Source organism: Armatimonas rosea (genome assembly GCF_014202505.1).
In the GTDB taxonomy this organism is placed as follows: domain Bacteria; phylum Armatimonadota; class Armatimonadia; order Armatimonadales; family Armatimonadaceae; genus Armatimonas; species Armatimonas rosea.
Window position 1 is genome coordinate 168159 of sequence record NZ_JACHGW010000001.1, and the last position, 16115, is coordinate 184273.

Consider the following 16115-nt stretch of genomic DNA (forward strand, 5'->3'; position numbering starts at 1 on the left):
TACCCCGCCCGCGTCTCGCTCCCATGAACGGGAGCGTCTAGCTGTCCTCGTTCCTCGGACACAAAGGGCTCCGCCCATAAATTGGTATGGCCGGAGGCCTTCGTGTCGCGCAGCGACAGCAAGACGCCCCGCTCTAACCGGGGCGATCTAAATCGACGCGATCCGCTATAATCTCCCCATGATTCGCATCGCCCGCTGTCGCCTGCGCCTGCAAGACCTGCGCCTGCGCCTGCCTTTTCGCTACGGGATCGCCACGGTCACCGACCTCACGCATGCCTTTGTGGAGGCGGAGGTGGAAATAGACGGCCAACATGCCACGGGGATCGCTGCCGAGCACCTCTCGCCCAAGTGGCTCTACAAGCGCCCGGACACCTCGCCAGAGGCCGACAACGCCGAGCTGATCGCGCTGATCGAGACAGTTCTGGAGTGGGCGACGGGCTTAGAGGCACCGACCGCCTTTGCCCTCTGGCAGGCACTCTATGAAAAGCAAGCGGCCTATGCACAAGAGACGGGCCTGCCAGGACTTTGGACACACTTTCCGGTCACTTTAGTGGAGCGTGCCGTCATTGATGCGCTCTGCAACGCCACCGGCCAGCCCTTCCACGCGCTTCTCAAGACCAATGCCTTCGGGATCGAGCTGGGCGCGGTGCATCCCGAGCTGGCGGGGACGCAGCCCGCCGACTGGCTCCCCGAAGCGCCACGCCAGCAAATCACGCTCCGCCACACGGTCGGGATGGCTGATCCGCTGGCCCCCCCCGCCCCCAATAATGGGGGAGCCAGCATTGATGATGGACTTCCTCTGACCCTGGAGGATAACATAGCCACCTACGGGCTAAAGCACTTCAAGCTCAAGCTCGGGGGCAATGTCGAGGCGGATATCGCCCGCACCCGTGCCGTCTTGGAGGTCTGCGCCGCTCATGCGCCCACTGACTGGGCCTTCACACTCGACGCCAATGAGTCCTACACGGATTTTGCGACGGTTCGCGCCTTCTGGGACGGCCTACCAACGGACCACAAACTCCGCTGCCTCTTTATTGAGCAGCCGCTCCACCGCGACCACGCCCTCACCGATGCGGCGGGAGCGGGGCTCGCGGCGTGGGAAGGGCACCCGCCCATTATTATCGACGAGTCCGACGGGGCAATCGGGGATTTTCCGCGCGCACTGGCCTTGGGCTACGCCGGGACGAGCCACAAAGGCTGCAAGGGAGTCTTCAAGGGAGTCACCAACGCCTGTCTGGCCAAAAAGCGCGGTGCCCTTCTCTCCGGCGAGGACCTCACCTGTGTCGGCCCGGTCTGTCTGGAGCAGGACCTCGCGGTGATGGCCGCCCTCGGAATTGAGAGTGTCGAGCGCAACGGCCACCACTACTTCGCCGGGCTCTCGATGTTCGATACGGCCACCCAGGACGCCGCCCTCGCCGCCCACCCGACCCTCTACCACCGCTCCGCTGCGGGCTGGCCCACCCTCACCATCACCGACGGTACAATCACGCCATGAGAATCACCCACGAAATCGGCCAGTGGATCGGCCTCACCGACGACAACGGGATCGAGCGTCTGCGCTACGACTACGGGTCGGCCCCCAAGCCCTTCGTCCACCCGCTACGCCTCCCCGACGGCACCGTCATCACCGAGCACGAGCCCACCGACCACATCTGGCACCGCGGCCTCTGGTTTGCGTTTAAGTTCGTCAATGGCATCAACTACTGGGAAGAGCGGGATGAAATCTTCGGGCGACAGGAGACAATGAACACGCCACAGTGCAGTGCGCTCCCCGATGACTCCTTTCGAATCACAAGTGCTGCAAACTGGCGTGACCAAGACCAGGATCGTCTTCGTGACTACCGTGAGTGGCGCTATCAGATAGATAAATCGGGCGCGAGCCTACTCCAGTGCTACACGAAGCTAGAAGCACTCGAAGACGTAACTCTCGACCGAACGCCCTTTACCACCTGGGGCGGCTACGGCGGCCTCTTCGTGCGCCTCAAAAATGACTTAGAGAACCCGCGGCTGGTCTTCGATGACGGCACAATCACCACGCGCTGCACCGGCGAGCGCTACAAGTGGGGCGGAATTGAGGGCACCACCCCCGACGGCAAGGACTGCGCCGTGGTCTTTCTCCCCTCGCCTGAGAACACCCGCTACCCCGAGCCCTTCTACGGCGCCGCCAAGACCGACTACAACTTCTTCGGCCCCGCCCCCCTCTTCCACGAGCCGATTGTCTTCAAAGCTGGCGAGACCCTCACCTACCAAGTCCGAGTCCTGATCCTCCCCCGCCGAATAGACGCCGCCGAAATAGAAAACTACTTGTAGGGGCTCTAGTCGCGGAGCGACATCGTGGCGGGACGCCAGAAGCGAAGCGTGCCCGCCTCGTTCATGAGGCCAGGGGCCATACCGGCCGCGCACCACGCCCGAGAAACTCGACCAGCCCCCAGCCCACTAAGCCCCCCAGGACCGTCACCAGCCCTGCCAGCGCCCCAAGGAGAGCGGCGCGGCGGTAGGACTCGGTGCGGAGCGTAAAGTGCCCCCAGAGCGCCAAGCCCGCCCCGATCACAAACTCCGCCACAATGATATAGACCGGTGTGTGGCCCAGCATCCAGCAGTTCTGGTAGCGCCACCAGTGCGCTCCCCAGGCCATCTCTTCGTAGAACGGGATCAGCAAGGCACCCAGCAGCCCCGTGAGTAGCGCACCCCGTACCAAACCAAAGCGCTCGGTCGCCCGATTCCCGAGCACCCCCACTTGGAGCGCCACAATCGCCCACGAGAGCGGCATCCACCACGGCGACTCCCAGAGCAGCGGCGAGCGGGCCACGGAGTAGTCCAGAGTTCGCGTGCTGCGGACGCACAGAAAGTCGGCCAGGAGCTCCACAAGCCCAAAGACAGCGGCGGAGAAAAGCAAACAAGCGAGTGCCTTCTGGCGGGCTTTGATCGTGTATAAAACAAACAAAGCCAAGTTTAAGAGATTCAGGACAATCGCACTGCGCCCATCGGAGTTTGCCCAATGCGAACAGGCAAACGAAAAGCCAACGGAGACAATCACGGAGAGAAGCACTATCCGATATACTATTAGACCTATTTTAGTATCTATATCTATCATTTAAAAATATTATGAACAGATGTTCACCCGACGCATAGTACCCTGTCTAGAGGCAATGTGTACAGGTTTCGCAGGTATTGCAAGCTAAAAATTTTAATGCTACTATTCGCGCGAATTTAACACTTCTGACGCTGGCTAAACACAGCAAACGACGGTTTCGACGTCCTTGCGGCTTGCCTCCACGTGGGCTAGAATCCCCTCCGTCTCCTCGCCAGAATCTGCCTGGTGGATCTGGGACGGGGAGCACAAAGACGACGTGAGCGAGCAACTACAATTTGAGGACGAAGAGATTCCTATCGTCCTGCGGCGCGCCTGGGACCGCGCACTTCGGATGCTCGCAACACGAGTGAATAAGCCGACGTTTGAGGCACATATCCGCACCCTGAAGCCCTTGGCGCTCCACGAGCCCATGGTCGAAGGACGGATTCTCTGCCAGGTTGTTTTGGGAGTCCCCTCGGCCTTCACCCGTGAGTGGGTAGAGAAGCGGCACACTCCCCTGATCCAAGGACTGCTCGAAGAGATCCTGGACCGGGAGGTCCGACTTCAGTTTGCCTTGCTGCAACCGCAAAGCCGCACCTTTGCCGAGCAGTCAGGCCAACCAAGGGCGATCACACCAAGCCTGTTCGAGGCACCGACCGACGGTCATTTCCTCGCTCCGACCGAAGCGCTCACCCGTTTCGAACAGGAATCCGCACCCACTGGGGCTCTGGTAGCCGCACTGCCAGAGCCTCAAGGGGAAATCCTCACCCTTGAGCCCGAGATCGTGGTCGTCCCCGCGCCACGCGTCTCTCTTGCCCCCGCGCGCACGAAACCCGCACAGACCGCTCTCCCGCGCACGGGTGCCAACACGCACTCACAGCCCGGCAACCCGGACTCCCCGCAGCTCAACCCCCGCTACACCTTCGATTCTTTTGTCACGGGGCGCAGCAACCGACTGGCGGAGGGTGGTGCCCACGCGGTCGCACAGGCCCCCGGCGAGGTCTACAACCCCCTCTTTCTCTACGGCCCTCCTGGAATCGGCAAGACCCACCTGATGCACGCCATCGGCCACGAGATCGCGGCGCAGCGGGGGTCGGAGCATGTCTGCTATGTCTCCGGCGAGGCCTTCACCACCGCCTTTGTCAAAGCCAGCCGCGAGAACAAGATGGAGGAGTTCCGCCGCCGCTGGCGCAATGTCGATGTCTTCCTTCTCGATGATATTCAGTTCATCGCGGGCAAGGACAAGACCAACGAAGAGTTTTTCCACACCTTCAACGCCCTCTACCAGACCGGCAAGCAGATCGTGATCTCGTCGGACCGGAGCCCCCGGGAGCTGAAGATGATGGACGAGCGCCTGCGCTCGCGCTTTGAGTCCGGGCTGATCGCCGATATCGCGCCGCCCGACCTTGAGACGCGCCTGGCGATCCTACAGAAAAAAGCCGAGCTGGAGCGCATGCGCATCCCCGACGATGTGTTGATGTACATGGCGCGCCTGGTGCAGAGCAATATCCGAACCCTAGAGGGTGCCCTGGTCAAGCTGGTCGCCTACGCGTCGCTGGTCAACTCCCCCGTGACGGAAGAGCTCGCCTCGGACATCCTGGAGCGCTACTTTGCCTCAGCGGGCCTAACCCTTCCCGGTGACTCAGAAGACGCCCCCGTGGCCCTCCTGGAGGCCGCACAAGCCGCCACAGGCGGTCCACGCGGCCGGATCACCGCCGAGGTCATCCAGAAGGTCGTGGCGCGCCGCTACGGCCTCGATCCCGAGGCGCTCAAGGGCAAGAAGCGCGACAAAGAGACCGCCCGTGCCCGCCAGGTCGCGATGCTGCTCATGCGCGAGCTCACCGAGACCAGCCTCCCCGGGATCGGGCAGTTCTTCGGCGGCCGCGACCACACGACCGTCATGCACGCCTGTAGCAGCCTGCGCGAGCAGCTCACCGGCGACGACACCCTGCGCGAGCTGGTCGGCGAGCTAACCACAGAAATCCGTCACGAAGCCACTCCTTAGCCCTACATAACCCCCTTAAGGGCCTCCCTAAGAGCGACAGATCGAGCATTGCTGCTTGATCTGTCTTTTTGCGTCTGAATAAACCTCTATAGTTTTCTACATATCTTCTTATGTCTCATATTTGTCTCAAGTAAAACCCTACAGAAATTACCTGTTTCCCCCGAAGAATTAAAAAAAAGTTATCCACAGGGCCTGTGGATAACCTGTGGATAACCTGTGGATAACCTGTGGATAACTTGTGGATAACTTGTGGATAACTCGGGCGGCCTGTGGATAACTTTCGTTTGAAAAGCGTTTGCCTGTGGATAACCTGTGGATAACTCAGAGCCTGCCTGTGGATAACTGCCGAGTTATCCACAGGCTAGAGCGAGTTATCCACAGGCCTGTGGATAACTCTGTTTGCCCCTAAATCTAGTTTTTCTCTCGATAGAGAGTGTCTTTTGTTTGTGCTCTGTTTGCCTTTTTTAGAGCATTTTTTTACTTTGTCAGTCAAAGCGTTTGCCTGTTTTTGCCGAGTTATCCACAGGCTGGGCTCTCCCCTACTACTACTACTAAGAGTAATAAAAAAAGAAAGAGTAGAAAACTAAGAAAGAAGCGCGAGGCGAGATTCGAGGCTCGCCTCTTGCCTTGACAGTGAGGCCGATGGCATGGCATACTGAGAGCCGTCCCACCCGTATTTTCAGCACTCTCGAAAGGAACCTCTCTTGCCCAAAGTCACCGTTACCGTCACGCTCAAGCCTGCTCTTCTGGATGCCCAAGGCCGCACCATCCAGGAAGCCCTTCACAGCCTGGGCTATACCGATGTCGCCAATGTCCGTGTCGGCAAGGTGATCGAGCTGGAGACGGCCAATCCGGCGGATGTCACGGCGATGTGCGAGAAGCTACTGGCCAATCCTGTGATGGAGTCCTACAAGATCGAGGTGGACGGGTGAGTGGCTTCACAGCAGGGGTGATTGTCTTCCCCGGCTCCAACTGCGACCGCGATGCGGCAAATGCCTGGAGCGAGCTGGGCTGTGGCGAGGCCAAGCTGCTCTGGCACCAAGACAAGGACCTGCAAGGGGTCGATATCGTCATCGTTCCCGGAGGCTTCTCCTACGGCGATGCGCTCCGGGCCGGTGCGATTGCCCGCTTTGCGCCGATCATGGACGAAGTCGCGGCCTTTGCCCACGACGGTGGCTTGGTGATGGGGATCTGCAATGGCTTCCAGATTGTCTGTGAGGCGGGGCTGCTGCCCGGTGCCCTGGCACGCAACGAGGGGCTGAAGTTTGCCTGCAAGCATGTCGATTTGAGAGTGGAGACAACCAGCTCGCCCTTTACCTGCACCAGCGAGAAGGGGGCTCTGCTCTCGATCCCGATTGCACACGGCGAGGGGCGCTATGTCTGCGATGAGGCCACGCATGCCCAGCTGATCGCGGAGGATCGGATTCTCTTCCGCTATGCCAATGGGAACCCCAACGGTGCCTTCGACGATATCGCGGGGATCTTGGGGGGGCCCAATCGCAATGTGATGGGAATGATGCCCCACCCCGAGCGCGCCATTCGGGCCGCACTGGGCTCCGCCGATGGTGCCGTGATGTTCGAGAGCATTCTTGCCACACTGGCTCAGGCTCAGGTATAACACTGGTATGATGCTTGCAAAGGTACTGGGAGCGGTCCCACTCTTCTCAGGGCTCACGGAAGAGCAGCTGGAGTATGTCGCAAAGCACCTGAAGCGACGAAACTACGCCGAGCGTGAGGTGATTGTCCGCCGTGATAGCCCCGGCGACTCCCTCTTTATCCTGACATCGGGGAAGGCAAAGTGCGCCTACCTAGACTCCGAGGACGAGACCATTATCGCCATCTACCGCCCTGGAGACTTCTTTGGGGAGCTCTCGGTTCTCGATGGCGAGGAGCGCTCCGCCGATGTGGTCGCGCTAGAGTCTACTGAGGTGCTGGTTCTCTCCGCCACCGACTTCCACGCCTGCCTGCACGCGGTTCCTGCGATCGCGGTGGAGCTTCTCAAGCAGCTGGCAGGCCGCCTGCGCCGCGCCACGAGCTGGATTCGCTCGCTCTCCAGCCAGGATGTCTACGGCCGGATCGCCAGCCAGCTCCTGCACCTCTCCCAGACCCACGGCACCGATGTCGAGGGCGGGCGGCTGATCGGCCTGCGCCTCACCCAGAACGATATGGCGAGCCTCGTGGGGGCGTCCCGTGAGTCCGTGAACAAGGCGATGGGCTACTTCAAGCAGAAGGGCTACATCACCGTGGACACGACCTACCACATCACGGTCCACAACCACGACGCCCTCTCCAAGCGCGCCCAGTAAGGCCTGGCCCCCCAATCTTGGGGGTCAGGGGGCTGGTGTTTTCTTCCGGTAGTGGTTCTCCTCGCCCTTGAGGAGCCGCTGGATATTGCTGCGGTGGCGCAGGATCACAAACACCCCCACGACCGCCCCGAAGAGCTTCATGGGCAGTGGGTCGCCAAAGACCCAAAAGAGCGCCGCTTGGGCCACAGCGGCCGTGATAGAGCCCACAGAGATGTAGTCCGTAACAGCGGTGACCACCAGAAACACTCCGAAGCCCAGCAGCCCCACGCGCCAGTCCAGCCCCAGCAAGACCCCCAGCGTGGTCGCCACTCCCTTACCGCCCTTGAAGCGCACAAAGGGGGAGTAGATGTGCCCAAAGACCGCCGCCAGCCCCACCCCGACCACCCACTCGGGGCTCAGCGCTTGCTGGTGGGCCAGCAGGGTCGGCAGGAGCCCCTTGAGCGTGTCCAGCACAAAGACCAAGATCCCCAGCGGCTTGCCCAGCTGGCGCATGGCGTTGGACGCACCGATATTGCCCGAGCCTTTCTCTCTTAGGTCAATTCCCTTGAGCTTGCCAATGAGGAGCCCAAACGGAATGGCACCCACAAAAAACGCGAGCAGACAGAGCACATACGAAGGCATGCCTTCATTTTACCCTGCGGCGGAAGGGGGCCAGAAATAAGGTTTGAGATAGAGTAGTGAATGTTTTGAATTATTGCTTGAAGACGCTTTTTACTCTTTTATTACGTTTTTATATTGATGTTAAAGTTATTGTATAGAGTGATAAGTATTGTTTTGTCTTTTTAGTTTGGAGATTTGATTTTTATTATGTTGATTTTTGATATGATTTTTAGGTGTTTGAAATATGTTATAGTGTTTTAGTTCTCTGTAGTTGTGAATTTAATAATTACAATGCCTTGTATTGATTGGATTTTTCTGAATAATGATCTGTAGGATTGAAGGGTTTTATGAGGTGAGAGGGGGCGGAGAGCCCCCTCTGGGGGTGCGGAGGGGCGAAACTAGGGCTCGCGCCAGGTCTGGCCGGGCTCTAGGAGGGTGCTGGCTTTCTCGGGGCCCCAGGTGCCGGTGAAGTAGGGCTGGACATCGTGGGGGCGCTCTTTCCAGGCTTCGAGGACCGGGGTCAGGAGCTTCCACGCCGCCTCGACCTCGTCGCCGCGGGCAAAGAGGCTGGCATCGCCGCGGATGGTGTCTAGGATCAGGCGCTCGTAGGCATCGGCGATGGGCATGTCCTTGAACTCATCGCGGTAGAGAAAGCCCAGATTCACGGGGTGGAGGGTCATGTCCGGCCCCGGCTGCTTCGCCCCCATCTGCAAGAAAATGCCTTCGTCGGGCTGGATGCGCAGCACCAAGACATTGGGCTGGACCTCATCGCGCTTCATCTTGGCAAAGAGCACCTGCGGGATCGCGCGGAACTGCACCGCCACCTCGGTCGTGCGCTTGGGCATCGCCTTGGCGCAGCGCACATAGAACGGAGTTCCCGCCCAGCGCCAGTTGTCCATGTGGAACTTCATCGCCACAAAGGTCTCGGTGTCCGAGCCGGGCGGAACCCCCTCCTCGTGGCGGTAGCTGTCGTACTGGCCGCGCACGGTGAGCTTGTGGACATCCTCGCGCGGGATCGGCCGGATTCCCCGGATCGCCTTGACTTTCTCATCGCGGATGGCGTTGGCATCCAGGCGCACCGGCGGCTCCATCGCCACCAGAGAGACAATCTGGAGGGCGTGGTTCTGCAGGACATCGCGCGTCATTCCCGTGGCATCGAAGAAGTTGCCGCGCCCCTCCACCCCGATCTTCTCCGCGACCGTGATCTGGACATGATCGACATACTTGTGGTTCCAGAGCGGCTCGAAGATCTCATTGGCAAAGCGGAAGAAGAGGATGTTCTGGACGGTCTCTTTGCCCAGGTAGTGGTCGATTCGGTAGACCTGGTCCTCCGTGAAGTGCTCCAATAGGGCCGCGTTAAGATGGCGGCTGGTCTCTAAATCGTAGCCAAAGGGCTTCTCAACAATCACACGCGCCCAGCCCTGCTCGGTCATCCCGCGCCGCGAGAGCCCCGCCGCGCCCAGGTGCCCAACCACGCCCTCGTACTGCTCCGGGGGGATTGCCATGTAGAAGAGCCAGTTGTGGTGCGTGTTGGTCTCCGTATCGAGCGACTCCAGCTTGGTTCGGAGCGCGGCAAAGCCCTCGGGAGAGTCGAACTCGCCACGGACATAGAAGCAGCGCTGCTCGAAGCTGTCCCACTTGTCCAGCGGGATACTGGGGGCGAACTCGGCCATGTTGGCCTTGAGGTCCGCACGGAAGACCAGGTCGTCTTTATCGCGGCGGGCGTAGGCCAGCACGACAAAGTCCTTGGGGAGAAGCCCCTCACGGTGGAGGGCGTAGAGGGCAGGAGTCAGCTTGCGGCGGGTAAGATCGCCGGTTGCGCCAAAGAGAACAAAGACGCAGGGATCGAGGTCGTTCATTACGATCTCAGGGTATCATAGACAACCATGAACCGACGACGATTTACACGAAATTTCGAGGGGGGACTCAAGGGCTATATCGCCCGCCCCGAGCCTGTCTACAAGTGGGAGAAGCGCGGCGAGAAGAAGCTCGCGGGGGGCGTGATCTACGACCTCTGGCTGGTCTCCCAGACCTGGCACGAGCATGTCTGGGAGCACCGGCTCCAGCTCTTTGTGCCCGCTAAGATTACCTCCCCAGACTTCTGTACCCTGCTCAATACGGGCGGCGGCGGCAATGTGAGCGAGGAGCTGATCGGGATGTCGGCGGCCAATAACACCGGCAATGTCTTTGCGATCCTCTACCACATCCCCAAGCAGCCGCTCTACGGTGGCCTCACGGAAGATGCATTAATTGTCTATACCTGGCAAAAATTCTTAGAGAACGGCGATGACACCTGGCCGCTCCACTTCCCGATGGCCAAGGCGGTGATCAAGGCGATGGACGCGCTCCAGGCGTTTCGCCCCGAGCTGAGGCGCTTCCTGATCACCGGCGCGAGCAAGCGCGGCTGGACCACCTGGCTGGTGGGAGCCAGCGAGGACAAGCGCGTCGTCGGGATCGCTCCCATGGTGATCGATATCCTCAATGTGCCCAAGCAGATCCCGCACCAGCTGGAGATGTACGGCAAGCCCAGCGAGCAGGTGGCCGACTACACGGCTGTCGGGTTTGACAAGCTCCTGCTGGCACCTCGTGGCAAGGATCTGATGAAGCTAGAGGACCCGATCTCCTACCGGGATCAGCTGACCCTGCCCAAGCTCCTCCTGCTGGGCACCAACGACCGCTACTGGTCCCAGGATGCGCTCAATCTCTACTGGGACGATCTCAAGGGGAGCAAGTGGGTGCTCTATCTTCCCAACTCAGGCCACGGCATGGAAGACCGCGGGCGGCTGCTGACTACTCTCTCCGCCTTTGCGCGCACCCTGGCCGCAAAGAAAAAATGGCCCGCTCCCCGCTGGAAGTGGACAGCCACGAAGCGCACCGCGGAGCTCTTGGTTGAGAGCGATGCCCCGCTGACCTCGGCGCGAATCTTCCGCTGCACCTCCGCCACCACCGACTTCCGCGACTCTAAGTGGACATCGGAGGAGATCACGGCCGCGGGGAGGCAGGCCCGGGGGCGCTACCAAGCCCCAGAGACCGGCTTCGCCGCCTGCTACGGGGAGCTGACCTACGAGCTGGAGCCCGGAAAGCCCTTCACCCTGGCAACCCAGATGCAGATCCTGGGGCGCTAGCGAGCCGGGTATGGAAGGCCGGGGATTGAAAGCCCCGGCTGCACTTTGGGGAGCGTCCCGGGGACGCGTGGAGCGAGCCTGTTTCCGCGTCCTCGGGACGCTTTTTTTCGGGAGCCGGGGATTTTAATCCCCGACTCTCCTGGAAAATTAAATCTTTATCCGTAGGAATACGGGTTTATGCTTGTATATAGTGTTAAACATAGGTTGTCGTGGGTAGCATGCTGTCATCGTGGGCTATCTTAACAATAAAGACAAATTTGTGGCGGCAATGATGGCGCTGTCCACTCTCGGCCTCTTTGGAGGTTTTTGTGCGGTGACGGTGGCGGGGGCCAAGCGCGCCCGCGCTGAGTCGCTTCGTCAGACAGTCCTTCAGGCACAGCCAAAAGGCCCTCGGGTCGAGGGCCTGGGAGCACTGGTTCTAGGGAGCTTCACGCTGGCACTGAGCCGGCGCATGCTACGCGGGTAGGGTCTCGGGGGGCATGCCGTGGAGCGTCCGGGGCGGGAGTGGGTCTTTGTAGGCGATCCCGTTCTTGACAAAGCCGCCGTTGGAAAGATACCAGCGCCCGCTCTTGGCGACCCCTGCGGCAAAGTCGAGGCGGTCCTTGGCGCGACCCGTTGCATCGCAGCTAAAGCTGGCTGCTGCTAGCTCTTGCCACTTGCCGTCGCTGGTGCGCACCCAGCTTGGGCCGAACTCCGCCAGACGAAGAAGCTGCCCGTTATCGCCCCAGAAGTTCTCGTTGAACGAGTACAAGCCCGAGAGGTAGCTGCCGTCTTTGGGCGCACGGAAGCGGGCGATCAGGCCCCAGCTACGCTTCTCGGGGAACCAGAAGTAGCCTGAGTAGACGGTCAGTTGACGGATGCCGACATACTCGGGCTGGGCGTGGACGAGAAACTTATAGGTCGTGTCCTTTTTCCATGGGTAGACCAGGTGGCTGTGCCCGCCCGTCCCCTCGTTGCCAAAGCCACTCGCCACGACACCGTCGCCCTTGGCTAGGAGCTTCACTTGGTCTTCGTCGGCGACTTTACTGCGGTCCACGCCCTCGTTGCCGCTGTCCCAGATCGAGAAGATGATCCGCCGCTCGGTGGGGCTGTTGACCTGAATCCCAAAGTAGCCGCGCTTAAACCCGCAGGCCATGTAGTACGAGTGCAGTGGCTCGGTGCGGACGGTGACTTCGTTGTAGAACCACTCCGCCTTAATCTCTTTATCGAGCGCGTAGCTTAGGTGCACCGAGGCCGCATTCTTGCGTTCCTTGAGGTTAAAGTGCGCGTCTTTGGCGGCCGGACCCGAGAGTAGCAGCGCCTCGGCTTTTCCGCGTACCGTGAAGCGCCAGTAGCCAGTCGTGACGGTGACCGTCTCTTTGGCACCGACAAAGCGCTTGCCGGCACCACGGGGCATGCGGATACCCTCTGCGGGCACTTTTTCGACAAACAGCTCGCCTTGCCTGCCTTCCAGGTCGAGGGTGAGGGAGCCGGCTTGCTTGAGCTCGCCGTACCAGACCGTGACCCCTTGCTCTTCGTAGGCGGTGAAGGCGGGGACACGTAGGGTGGATTCTTGTTTCATACTGTCCCAATAATTCGCCGCGATAGAATGAAAGTCATGCTAACCCGCCGGATTATTCCCTGTCTCGATATCAAAGAGGGCCGCGTCGTCAAGGGCGTCAACTTCCTGGGCCTGCGCGATGCGGGCGACCCGGTGGAGCTTGCCGCGCGCTACGATGCCCAGGGCGCCGATGAGCTGGTCTTTCTGGATATCACGGCCTCATCGGACAAGCGCAGCTTAATCTTCGAGCTGGCCAGCCGGGTGGCGGAGCAGGTCTTTATCCCCTTCACGGTCGGCGGCGGGATCACCTGCGTGGACGATGTCCGGCGCATGGTGGCCACGGGTGCCGATAAGGTCTCGATCAACTCCGCCGCGCTCAAGAACCCCGACCTGATCCGTGAGGCTAGCGAGCGCTTCGGGAGCCAGTGCATCGTGGTTGCCATTGACCCAAAGAAAACGGGCAACACAAAATCGGGCTGGGAGGTGCACTCGCACGGCGGGCGGACGCCCACAGGAATCGACGCGCTGGAGTGGGCGGAAAAAGTCGCAAAGCTCGGGGCGGGCGAGATTCTCCTCACCTCGATGGACGCTGACGGCATGAAGACCGGCTACGACCTGCCGCTCACCCGCGCGGTCTCCGAGCTTGTGCCCATTCCCGTGATCGCCTCCGGCGGAGCGGGGACCCCGCAGCACCTAGTCGATGCCGTCACCGAGGGCCGCGCCGATGCAGTGCTCCTCGCCTCCATGCTCCACTACGGCGAGTACACGGTCGGGCAGCTCAAAGACTATTTGGCAGAAAATGGCGTCGCGGTGCGGAAGCTGTAAAATACTGTTATGAACGCAACCCAAACCCGCCGTTTCCAAGACCTGCATCTGCGTCATGTTCAAGGTGAGGTTCTGTCTGCCGATGACTTTGCGTTCTATCAAACGACCTTAGCCGAGCTGGATGCCCAGGAACTTAGCGAAGTGAGAGCCCATCAGGGGGGCGTCGAGCTGCGTATCCAGGAGCTAGAGGCTGAGCTTTCACGTTTGCAGGAGCGTGGAAGTCAGCTACGCGAGCAACTTTCCCAGCTCCGCCAGGCTCCCCAAGTTCATACGGCGTAGGACATGGCACATCTGAACATCAAGCGGGGGGCGAGCTGACAGTTGATCACTACCAGCCACTCTCCGCACAAGGCACCGATGATCTAGAAAACCTTGTTTACGCTTGCTTTCGTTGCAACCTCTACAAAGGAGATTTTTGGGGTGGCAACCATCCGGAAAGCCAAGCACGCGTTCTTCATCCTCGGCAAGATCGTTTAGAAATACACTTTACACTTGATAGTTTTAGTGGGTTATTGGTAGCTATTACATCTCTTGGTGGGTTCCATATTGCGCTTCAACACTTAAATCGCGAGGCGCTCGTATTTCGTCGCCGAGAAGAGGTAACTCAGCTTGCCTACCAAACTCTTCTCGAAGAAATGATCGTTCGGCAGCAGGAGCTGCTTCAACTTTATGAGGAGCGCCTTCGATTCTTGGAGGAAAATCTATGACCGACCTTAGCGCTTTTATCGCGGCGACGCCGCTGGCGGATACGCATGAGCATCTTCATAGCGAGGAGAAATTTCTCGCCGAGTCGCCGGATGTCTTGCAGGACTTGTTTGACCACTACACCCAGGCCGACCTGCGGGTGGCAGGGGCAACGCCTGAGGCGCTGAAGAAGCTGACGGATGCGAGCGATCCGGACTTGGCAGGGCGCTTTCTAGGCGTTCGCGCAGCCTGGGAGGCGATCCAGCACACCGGCTATGGCCAGGCAGTGCGGCTGACCGCAAAGCGTGTCTATGGCCTTGACGAGCTTGTCCCCGAAGCGCTCCCCGCGGCGCAGAAAATTGCGGAGAGCTTTCGCAGACCGGGCGAGCGGCTACGGCTCTTGCGAGATATTGCGAATCTTTCCTATGTCCAGATAGATGATTTTCGCTGGGAGTGCACGCCCAGCGACGATGGCTTTTTCCAGTACGACATCAGTGTCGTGGGGCTCGTCCAGGGCAACGTACCCGAGGGCTGCACGACTCCTGACGCCGTTCGGGAGCATATCGGCGCTCGCTTCGCGCAGTGGGCACCCAAAGCGATTGCCATCAAGAGCCAGCATGCCTACAATCGCACGCTGCTCTGGCAGGCGCGCACCGACAGCGAGATCGCGCCGCTTTTAGGGAAGACGGAACACACGGAGTCGGAGAAGCTCGCGCTGGGGGACTGGATGTTTTCCCGGTGCATTGAGGAGGCGACTCGCCACGAGCTTCCGATCAAGATCCACACGGGCTACTACGCCGGTCATAGCTACATGCCCATCGAGCGGGTGCCCTCGGGGCTGCTGACCGGCCTGCTACGGGCCTACCCCGCGGCGCGCTTTGTGCTCATGCACACGAGCTATCCCTACGGCCACGAACAAATTGCCCTCGCCAAGCACTTTCCCAATGTTTTCCTGGATCTCTGCTGGGCCTGGAGTATCGACCCGTACGCCACCCGCGACTTTGTGCGCCACGCCATCCACGCGGTTCCGGCGAATAAGCTCTTTGCCTTTGGCGGCGACTCGTTCTGGCCCAATGTGGCGGTAAGCTATGCGTTTCAAGCGCGGACATGGCTCACGCGGGCGCTCCAGGCCGAGGTAGACGAGGCGCTCCTCACGGAGAAGCAGGCGATTGCCGTGGCGGGGCGCTGGATGGGCGGCAACCAGGCGGCGTGTTTTAACCTGCCTCAGTAGGTAGGCGATAGAGAAAGTAGGAGGTTTGTGACATGAAACGTGGGGAGATCGTTCGCGCGCTGGAGCTGGCCTACACCACCGAGAGCTTGGTCTGGGTGCGGAGGGCCTTTGATGGCCGGCCATGGCGTGGGTTTGTGGTGGGGGTTTCCGAGACTCTGGTGGTCTTTCATGTGCTGAGCTCGGGGACCATGCGGCTCAATGGCTACACCGCCATACGCCTCAAGGACATTCAGGAGTGCACCGAGGACGATACCTTCGCCCCGACTGCACTCAAGCTCATGGGGGAGCGCCCGAGGCCCCAGCCCGACCTGCTCTTTGTGGATATTCCCGGCCTGCTCTCGTCGGTGGGGGCGCACTTTCCACTCCTGGAGGTCTACCAGGAAAAGACCAATCCCTCGTTTTATATTGGGCGTGTGGTCGGCTTTGGGAAGAAGAAAGTCCACTTGCAAGCGGTCTCCCGTGGCGGCGAGTGGGGCGATATCCATAAGTTCTCCTGCGCCGATATCACCCGAATCGACTTTGGCGATGGCTACGACCAAGCACTGTGGCTCGTCGCACGCCGCCAGCCGCGCAACCTCCCAAGGCAAAAATAGGTCAGGGCCTGGAAGTCCCTGCCCGGGTACCCTTTGGGTGCGCCTTCGGCGAAGCGGCCCGAGGCCGCACCGAATTCCCCGCGGGCCCGGCCCGCTTGACGCGAAGCGTCGCCTAGGCAGGGACTTTCAGCCC

The 16115-nt window shown here is 60.4% G+C and carries 17 protein-coding genes; 13 read left to right on the forward strand and 4 right to left on the reverse strand.

Annotation, left to right across the window (positions count from 1 at the left end; all coding sequences use genetic code 11):
- Positions 1-178: 178 nt before the first annotated feature.
- Positions 179-1495 (forward strand): enolase C-terminal domain-like protein, encoded by a 1317-nt coding sequence (locus tag HNQ39_RS00700; RefSeq protein WP_184191917.1) that lies wholly within the window; start codon positions 179-181, stop codon positions 1493-1495.
- Entirely contained in the window at positions 1492-2310 is an 819-nt protein-coding gene (locus tag HNQ39_RS00705; RefSeq protein ID WP_184191919.1) for a DUF6807 family protein, read from the forward strand. Before HNQ39_RS00700 ends, HNQ39_RS00705 begins: the two co-directional genes overlap by 4 nt.
- 61 nt (positions 2311-2371) lie before the next feature.
- Here HNQ39_RS00705 and HNQ39_RS00710 read toward each other — a convergent pair whose 3' ends face one another.
- On the reverse strand, positions 2372-2944 hold the full coding sequence (locus HNQ39_RS00710) for a DUF6989 domain-containing protein (protein WP_184191921.1): 573 nt from the start codon (positions 2942-2944) through the stop codon (positions 2372-2374).
- A 406-nt stretch (positions 2945-3350) separates the two neighbouring features.
- Here HNQ39_RS00710 and dnaA point away from each other — a divergent pair, with 406 nt between their 5' ends.
- The 4 genes from dnaA (at position 3351) to HNQ39_RS00730 (ending at position 7384) form a co-directional block, all read left to right on the forward strand.
- Complete coding sequence (dnaA, locus tag HNQ39_RS00715; RefSeq protein WP_184191923.1) at positions 3351-5078, forward strand: chromosomal replication initiator protein DnaA; 1728 nt, start codon at positions 3351-3353, stop codon at positions 5076-5078.
- A 704-nt stretch (positions 5079-5782) separates the two neighbouring features.
- The gene (gene purS / locus HNQ39_RS00720; protein WP_184191925.1) at positions 5783-6010 is read left to right on the forward strand and encodes a phosphoribosylformylglycinamidine synthase subunit PurS; all 228 of its coding nucleotides are present in this window, start codon (positions 5783-5785) and stop codon (positions 6008-6010) included.
- Positions 6007-6696 carry a phosphoribosylformylglycinamidine synthase subunit PurQ gene (purQ, locus tag HNQ39_RS00725; RefSeq protein ID WP_184191927.1) on the forward strand — a complete coding sequence of 230 codons (690 nt, stop codon included), beginning with the start codon at positions 6007-6009 and terminating at the stop codon, positions 6694-6696. Before purS ends, purQ begins: the two co-directional genes overlap by 4 nt.
- Before the next feature lie 7 nt (positions 6697-6703).
- Positions 6704-7384: a Crp/Fnr family transcriptional regulator gene (locus HNQ39_RS00730; protein WP_184191929.1), complete on the forward strand. Its 681-nt coding sequence runs from the start codon at positions 6704-6706 to the stop codon at positions 7382-7384.
- A 24-nt stretch (positions 7385-7408) separates the two neighbouring features.
- Here the strand turns inward: HNQ39_RS00730 and plsY are convergent, their stop codons facing one another.
- Both plsY and zwf read right to left on the reverse strand, forming a co-directional pair.
- Entirely contained in the window at positions 7409-8005 is a 597-nt protein-coding gene (gene plsY / locus HNQ39_RS00735) for a glycerol-3-phosphate 1-O-acyltransferase PlsY (RefSeq protein ID WP_184191931.1), read from the reverse strand.
- 377 nt (positions 8006-8382) lie between these two features.
- Positions 8383-9843 (reverse strand): glucose-6-phosphate dehydrogenase, encoded by a 1461-nt coding sequence (zwf, locus tag HNQ39_RS00740; protein ID WP_184191933.1) that lies wholly within the window; start codon positions 9841-9843, stop codon positions 8383-8385.
- Between the two features lie 27 nt (positions 9844-9870).
- Between zwf and HNQ39_RS00745 the strand changes: the two genes are divergently transcribed.
- Positions 9871-11109 carry a PhoPQ-activated protein PqaA family protein gene (locus HNQ39_RS00745; protein ID WP_184191942.1) on the forward strand — a complete coding sequence of 413 codons (1239 nt, stop codon included), beginning with the start codon at positions 9871-9873 and terminating at the stop codon, positions 11107-11109.
- A 229-nt stretch (positions 11110-11338) separates the two neighbouring features.
- Complete coding sequence (locus tag HNQ39_RS00750; protein ID WP_184191944.1) at positions 11339-11575, forward strand: hypothetical protein; 237 nt, start codon at positions 11339-11341, stop codon at positions 11573-11575.
- Here the strand turns inward: HNQ39_RS00750 and HNQ39_RS00755 are convergent.
- Positions 11564-12670, reverse strand: a complete 1107-nt coding sequence (locus tag HNQ39_RS00755) for a DUF3472 domain-containing protein (protein WP_184191946.1) — start codon at positions 12668-12670, stop codon at positions 11564-11566. The genes HNQ39_RS00750 and HNQ39_RS00755 overlap by 12 nt on opposite strands.
- Positions 12671-12706: 36 nt before the next feature.
- Between HNQ39_RS00755 and hisF the strand changes: the two genes are divergently transcribed.
- From hisF to HNQ39_RS00780, 5 genes are read left to right on the forward strand one after another with little or no spacing between them, the layout of a single operon-like run.
- Positions 12707-13474, forward strand: a complete 768-nt coding sequence (gene hisF / locus HNQ39_RS00760; RefSeq protein ID WP_184193436.1) for an imidazole glycerol phosphate synthase subunit HisF — start codon at positions 12707-12709, stop codon at positions 13472-13474.
- 9 nt (positions 13475-13483) lie between these two features.
- Positions 13484-13753 carry a hypothetical protein gene (locus tag HNQ39_RS00765; RefSeq protein ID WP_184191948.1) on the forward strand — a complete coding sequence of 90 codons (270 nt, stop codon included), beginning with the start codon at positions 13484-13486 and terminating at the stop codon, positions 13751-13753.
- Between the two features lie 35 nt (positions 13754-13788).
- Positions 13789-14181: an HNH endonuclease gene (locus tag HNQ39_RS30780; RefSeq protein ID WP_184193438.1), complete on the forward strand. Its 393-nt coding sequence runs from the start codon at positions 13789-13791 to the stop codon at positions 14179-14181.
- Complete coding sequence (locus HNQ39_RS00775; RefSeq protein ID WP_184191950.1) at positions 14178-15389, forward strand: amidohydrolase family protein; 1212 nt, start codon at positions 14178-14180, stop codon at positions 15387-15389. The genes HNQ39_RS30780 and HNQ39_RS00775 overlap by 4 nt, the downstream gene beginning before the upstream one ends.
- A 32-nt stretch (positions 15390-15421) precedes the next feature.
- Entirely contained in the window at positions 15422-15982 is a 561-nt protein-coding gene (locus HNQ39_RS00780; protein WP_184191952.1) for a hypothetical protein, read from the forward strand.
- Positions 15983-16115 lie beyond the last annotated feature (133 nt).

What these genes read in the sequence shown, in the direction of transcription:
- plsY (WP_184191931.1), bottom strand. Translation starts at nt 8,005, where the DNA reads ATGCCTTCGTATGTGCTCTGTCTGCTCGCGTTTTTTGTGGGTGCCATT.
- hisF (WP_184193436.1), top strand. Translation starts at nt 12,707, where the DNA reads ATGCTAACCCGCCGGATTATTCCCTGTCTCGATATCAAAGAGGGCCGC.
- HNQ39_RS00780 (WP_184191952.1), top strand. Translation starts at nt 15,422, where the DNA reads ATGAAACGTGGGGAGATCGTTCGCGCGCTGGAGCTGGCCTACACCACC.
- HNQ39_RS00730 (WP_184191929.1), top strand. Translation starts at nt 6,704, where the DNA reads ATGATGCTTGCAAAGGTACTGGGAGCGGTCCCACTCTTCTCAGGGCTC.
- HNQ39_RS00765 (WP_184191948.1), top strand. Translation starts at nt 13,484, where the DNA reads ATGAACGCAACCCAAACCCGCCGTTTCCAAGACCTGCATCTGCGTCAT.
- HNQ39_RS00705 (WP_184191919.1), top strand. Translation starts at nt 1,492, where the DNA reads ATGAGAATCACCCACGAAATCGGCCAGTGGATCGGCCTCACCGACGAC.
- HNQ39_RS00700 (WP_184191917.1), top strand. Translation starts at nt 179, where the DNA reads ATGATTCGCATCGCCCGCTGTCGCCTGCGCCTGCAAGACCTGCGCCTG.
- HNQ39_RS00755 (WP_184191946.1), bottom strand. Translation starts at nt 12,670, where the DNA reads ATGAAACAAGAATCCACCCTACGTGTCCCCGCCTTCACCGCCTACGAA.
- HNQ39_RS00775 (WP_184191950.1), top strand. Translation starts at nt 14,178, where the DNA reads ATGACCGACCTTAGCGCTTTTATCGCGGCGACGCCGCTGGCGGATACG.
- zwf (WP_184191933.1), bottom strand. Translation starts at nt 9,843, where the DNA reads ATGAACGACCTCGATCCCTGCGTCTTTGTTCTCTTTGGCGCAACCGGC.
- HNQ39_RS00745 (WP_184191942.1), top strand. Translation starts at nt 9,871, where the DNA reads ATGAACCGACGACGATTTACACGAAATTTCGAGGGGGGACTCAAGGGC.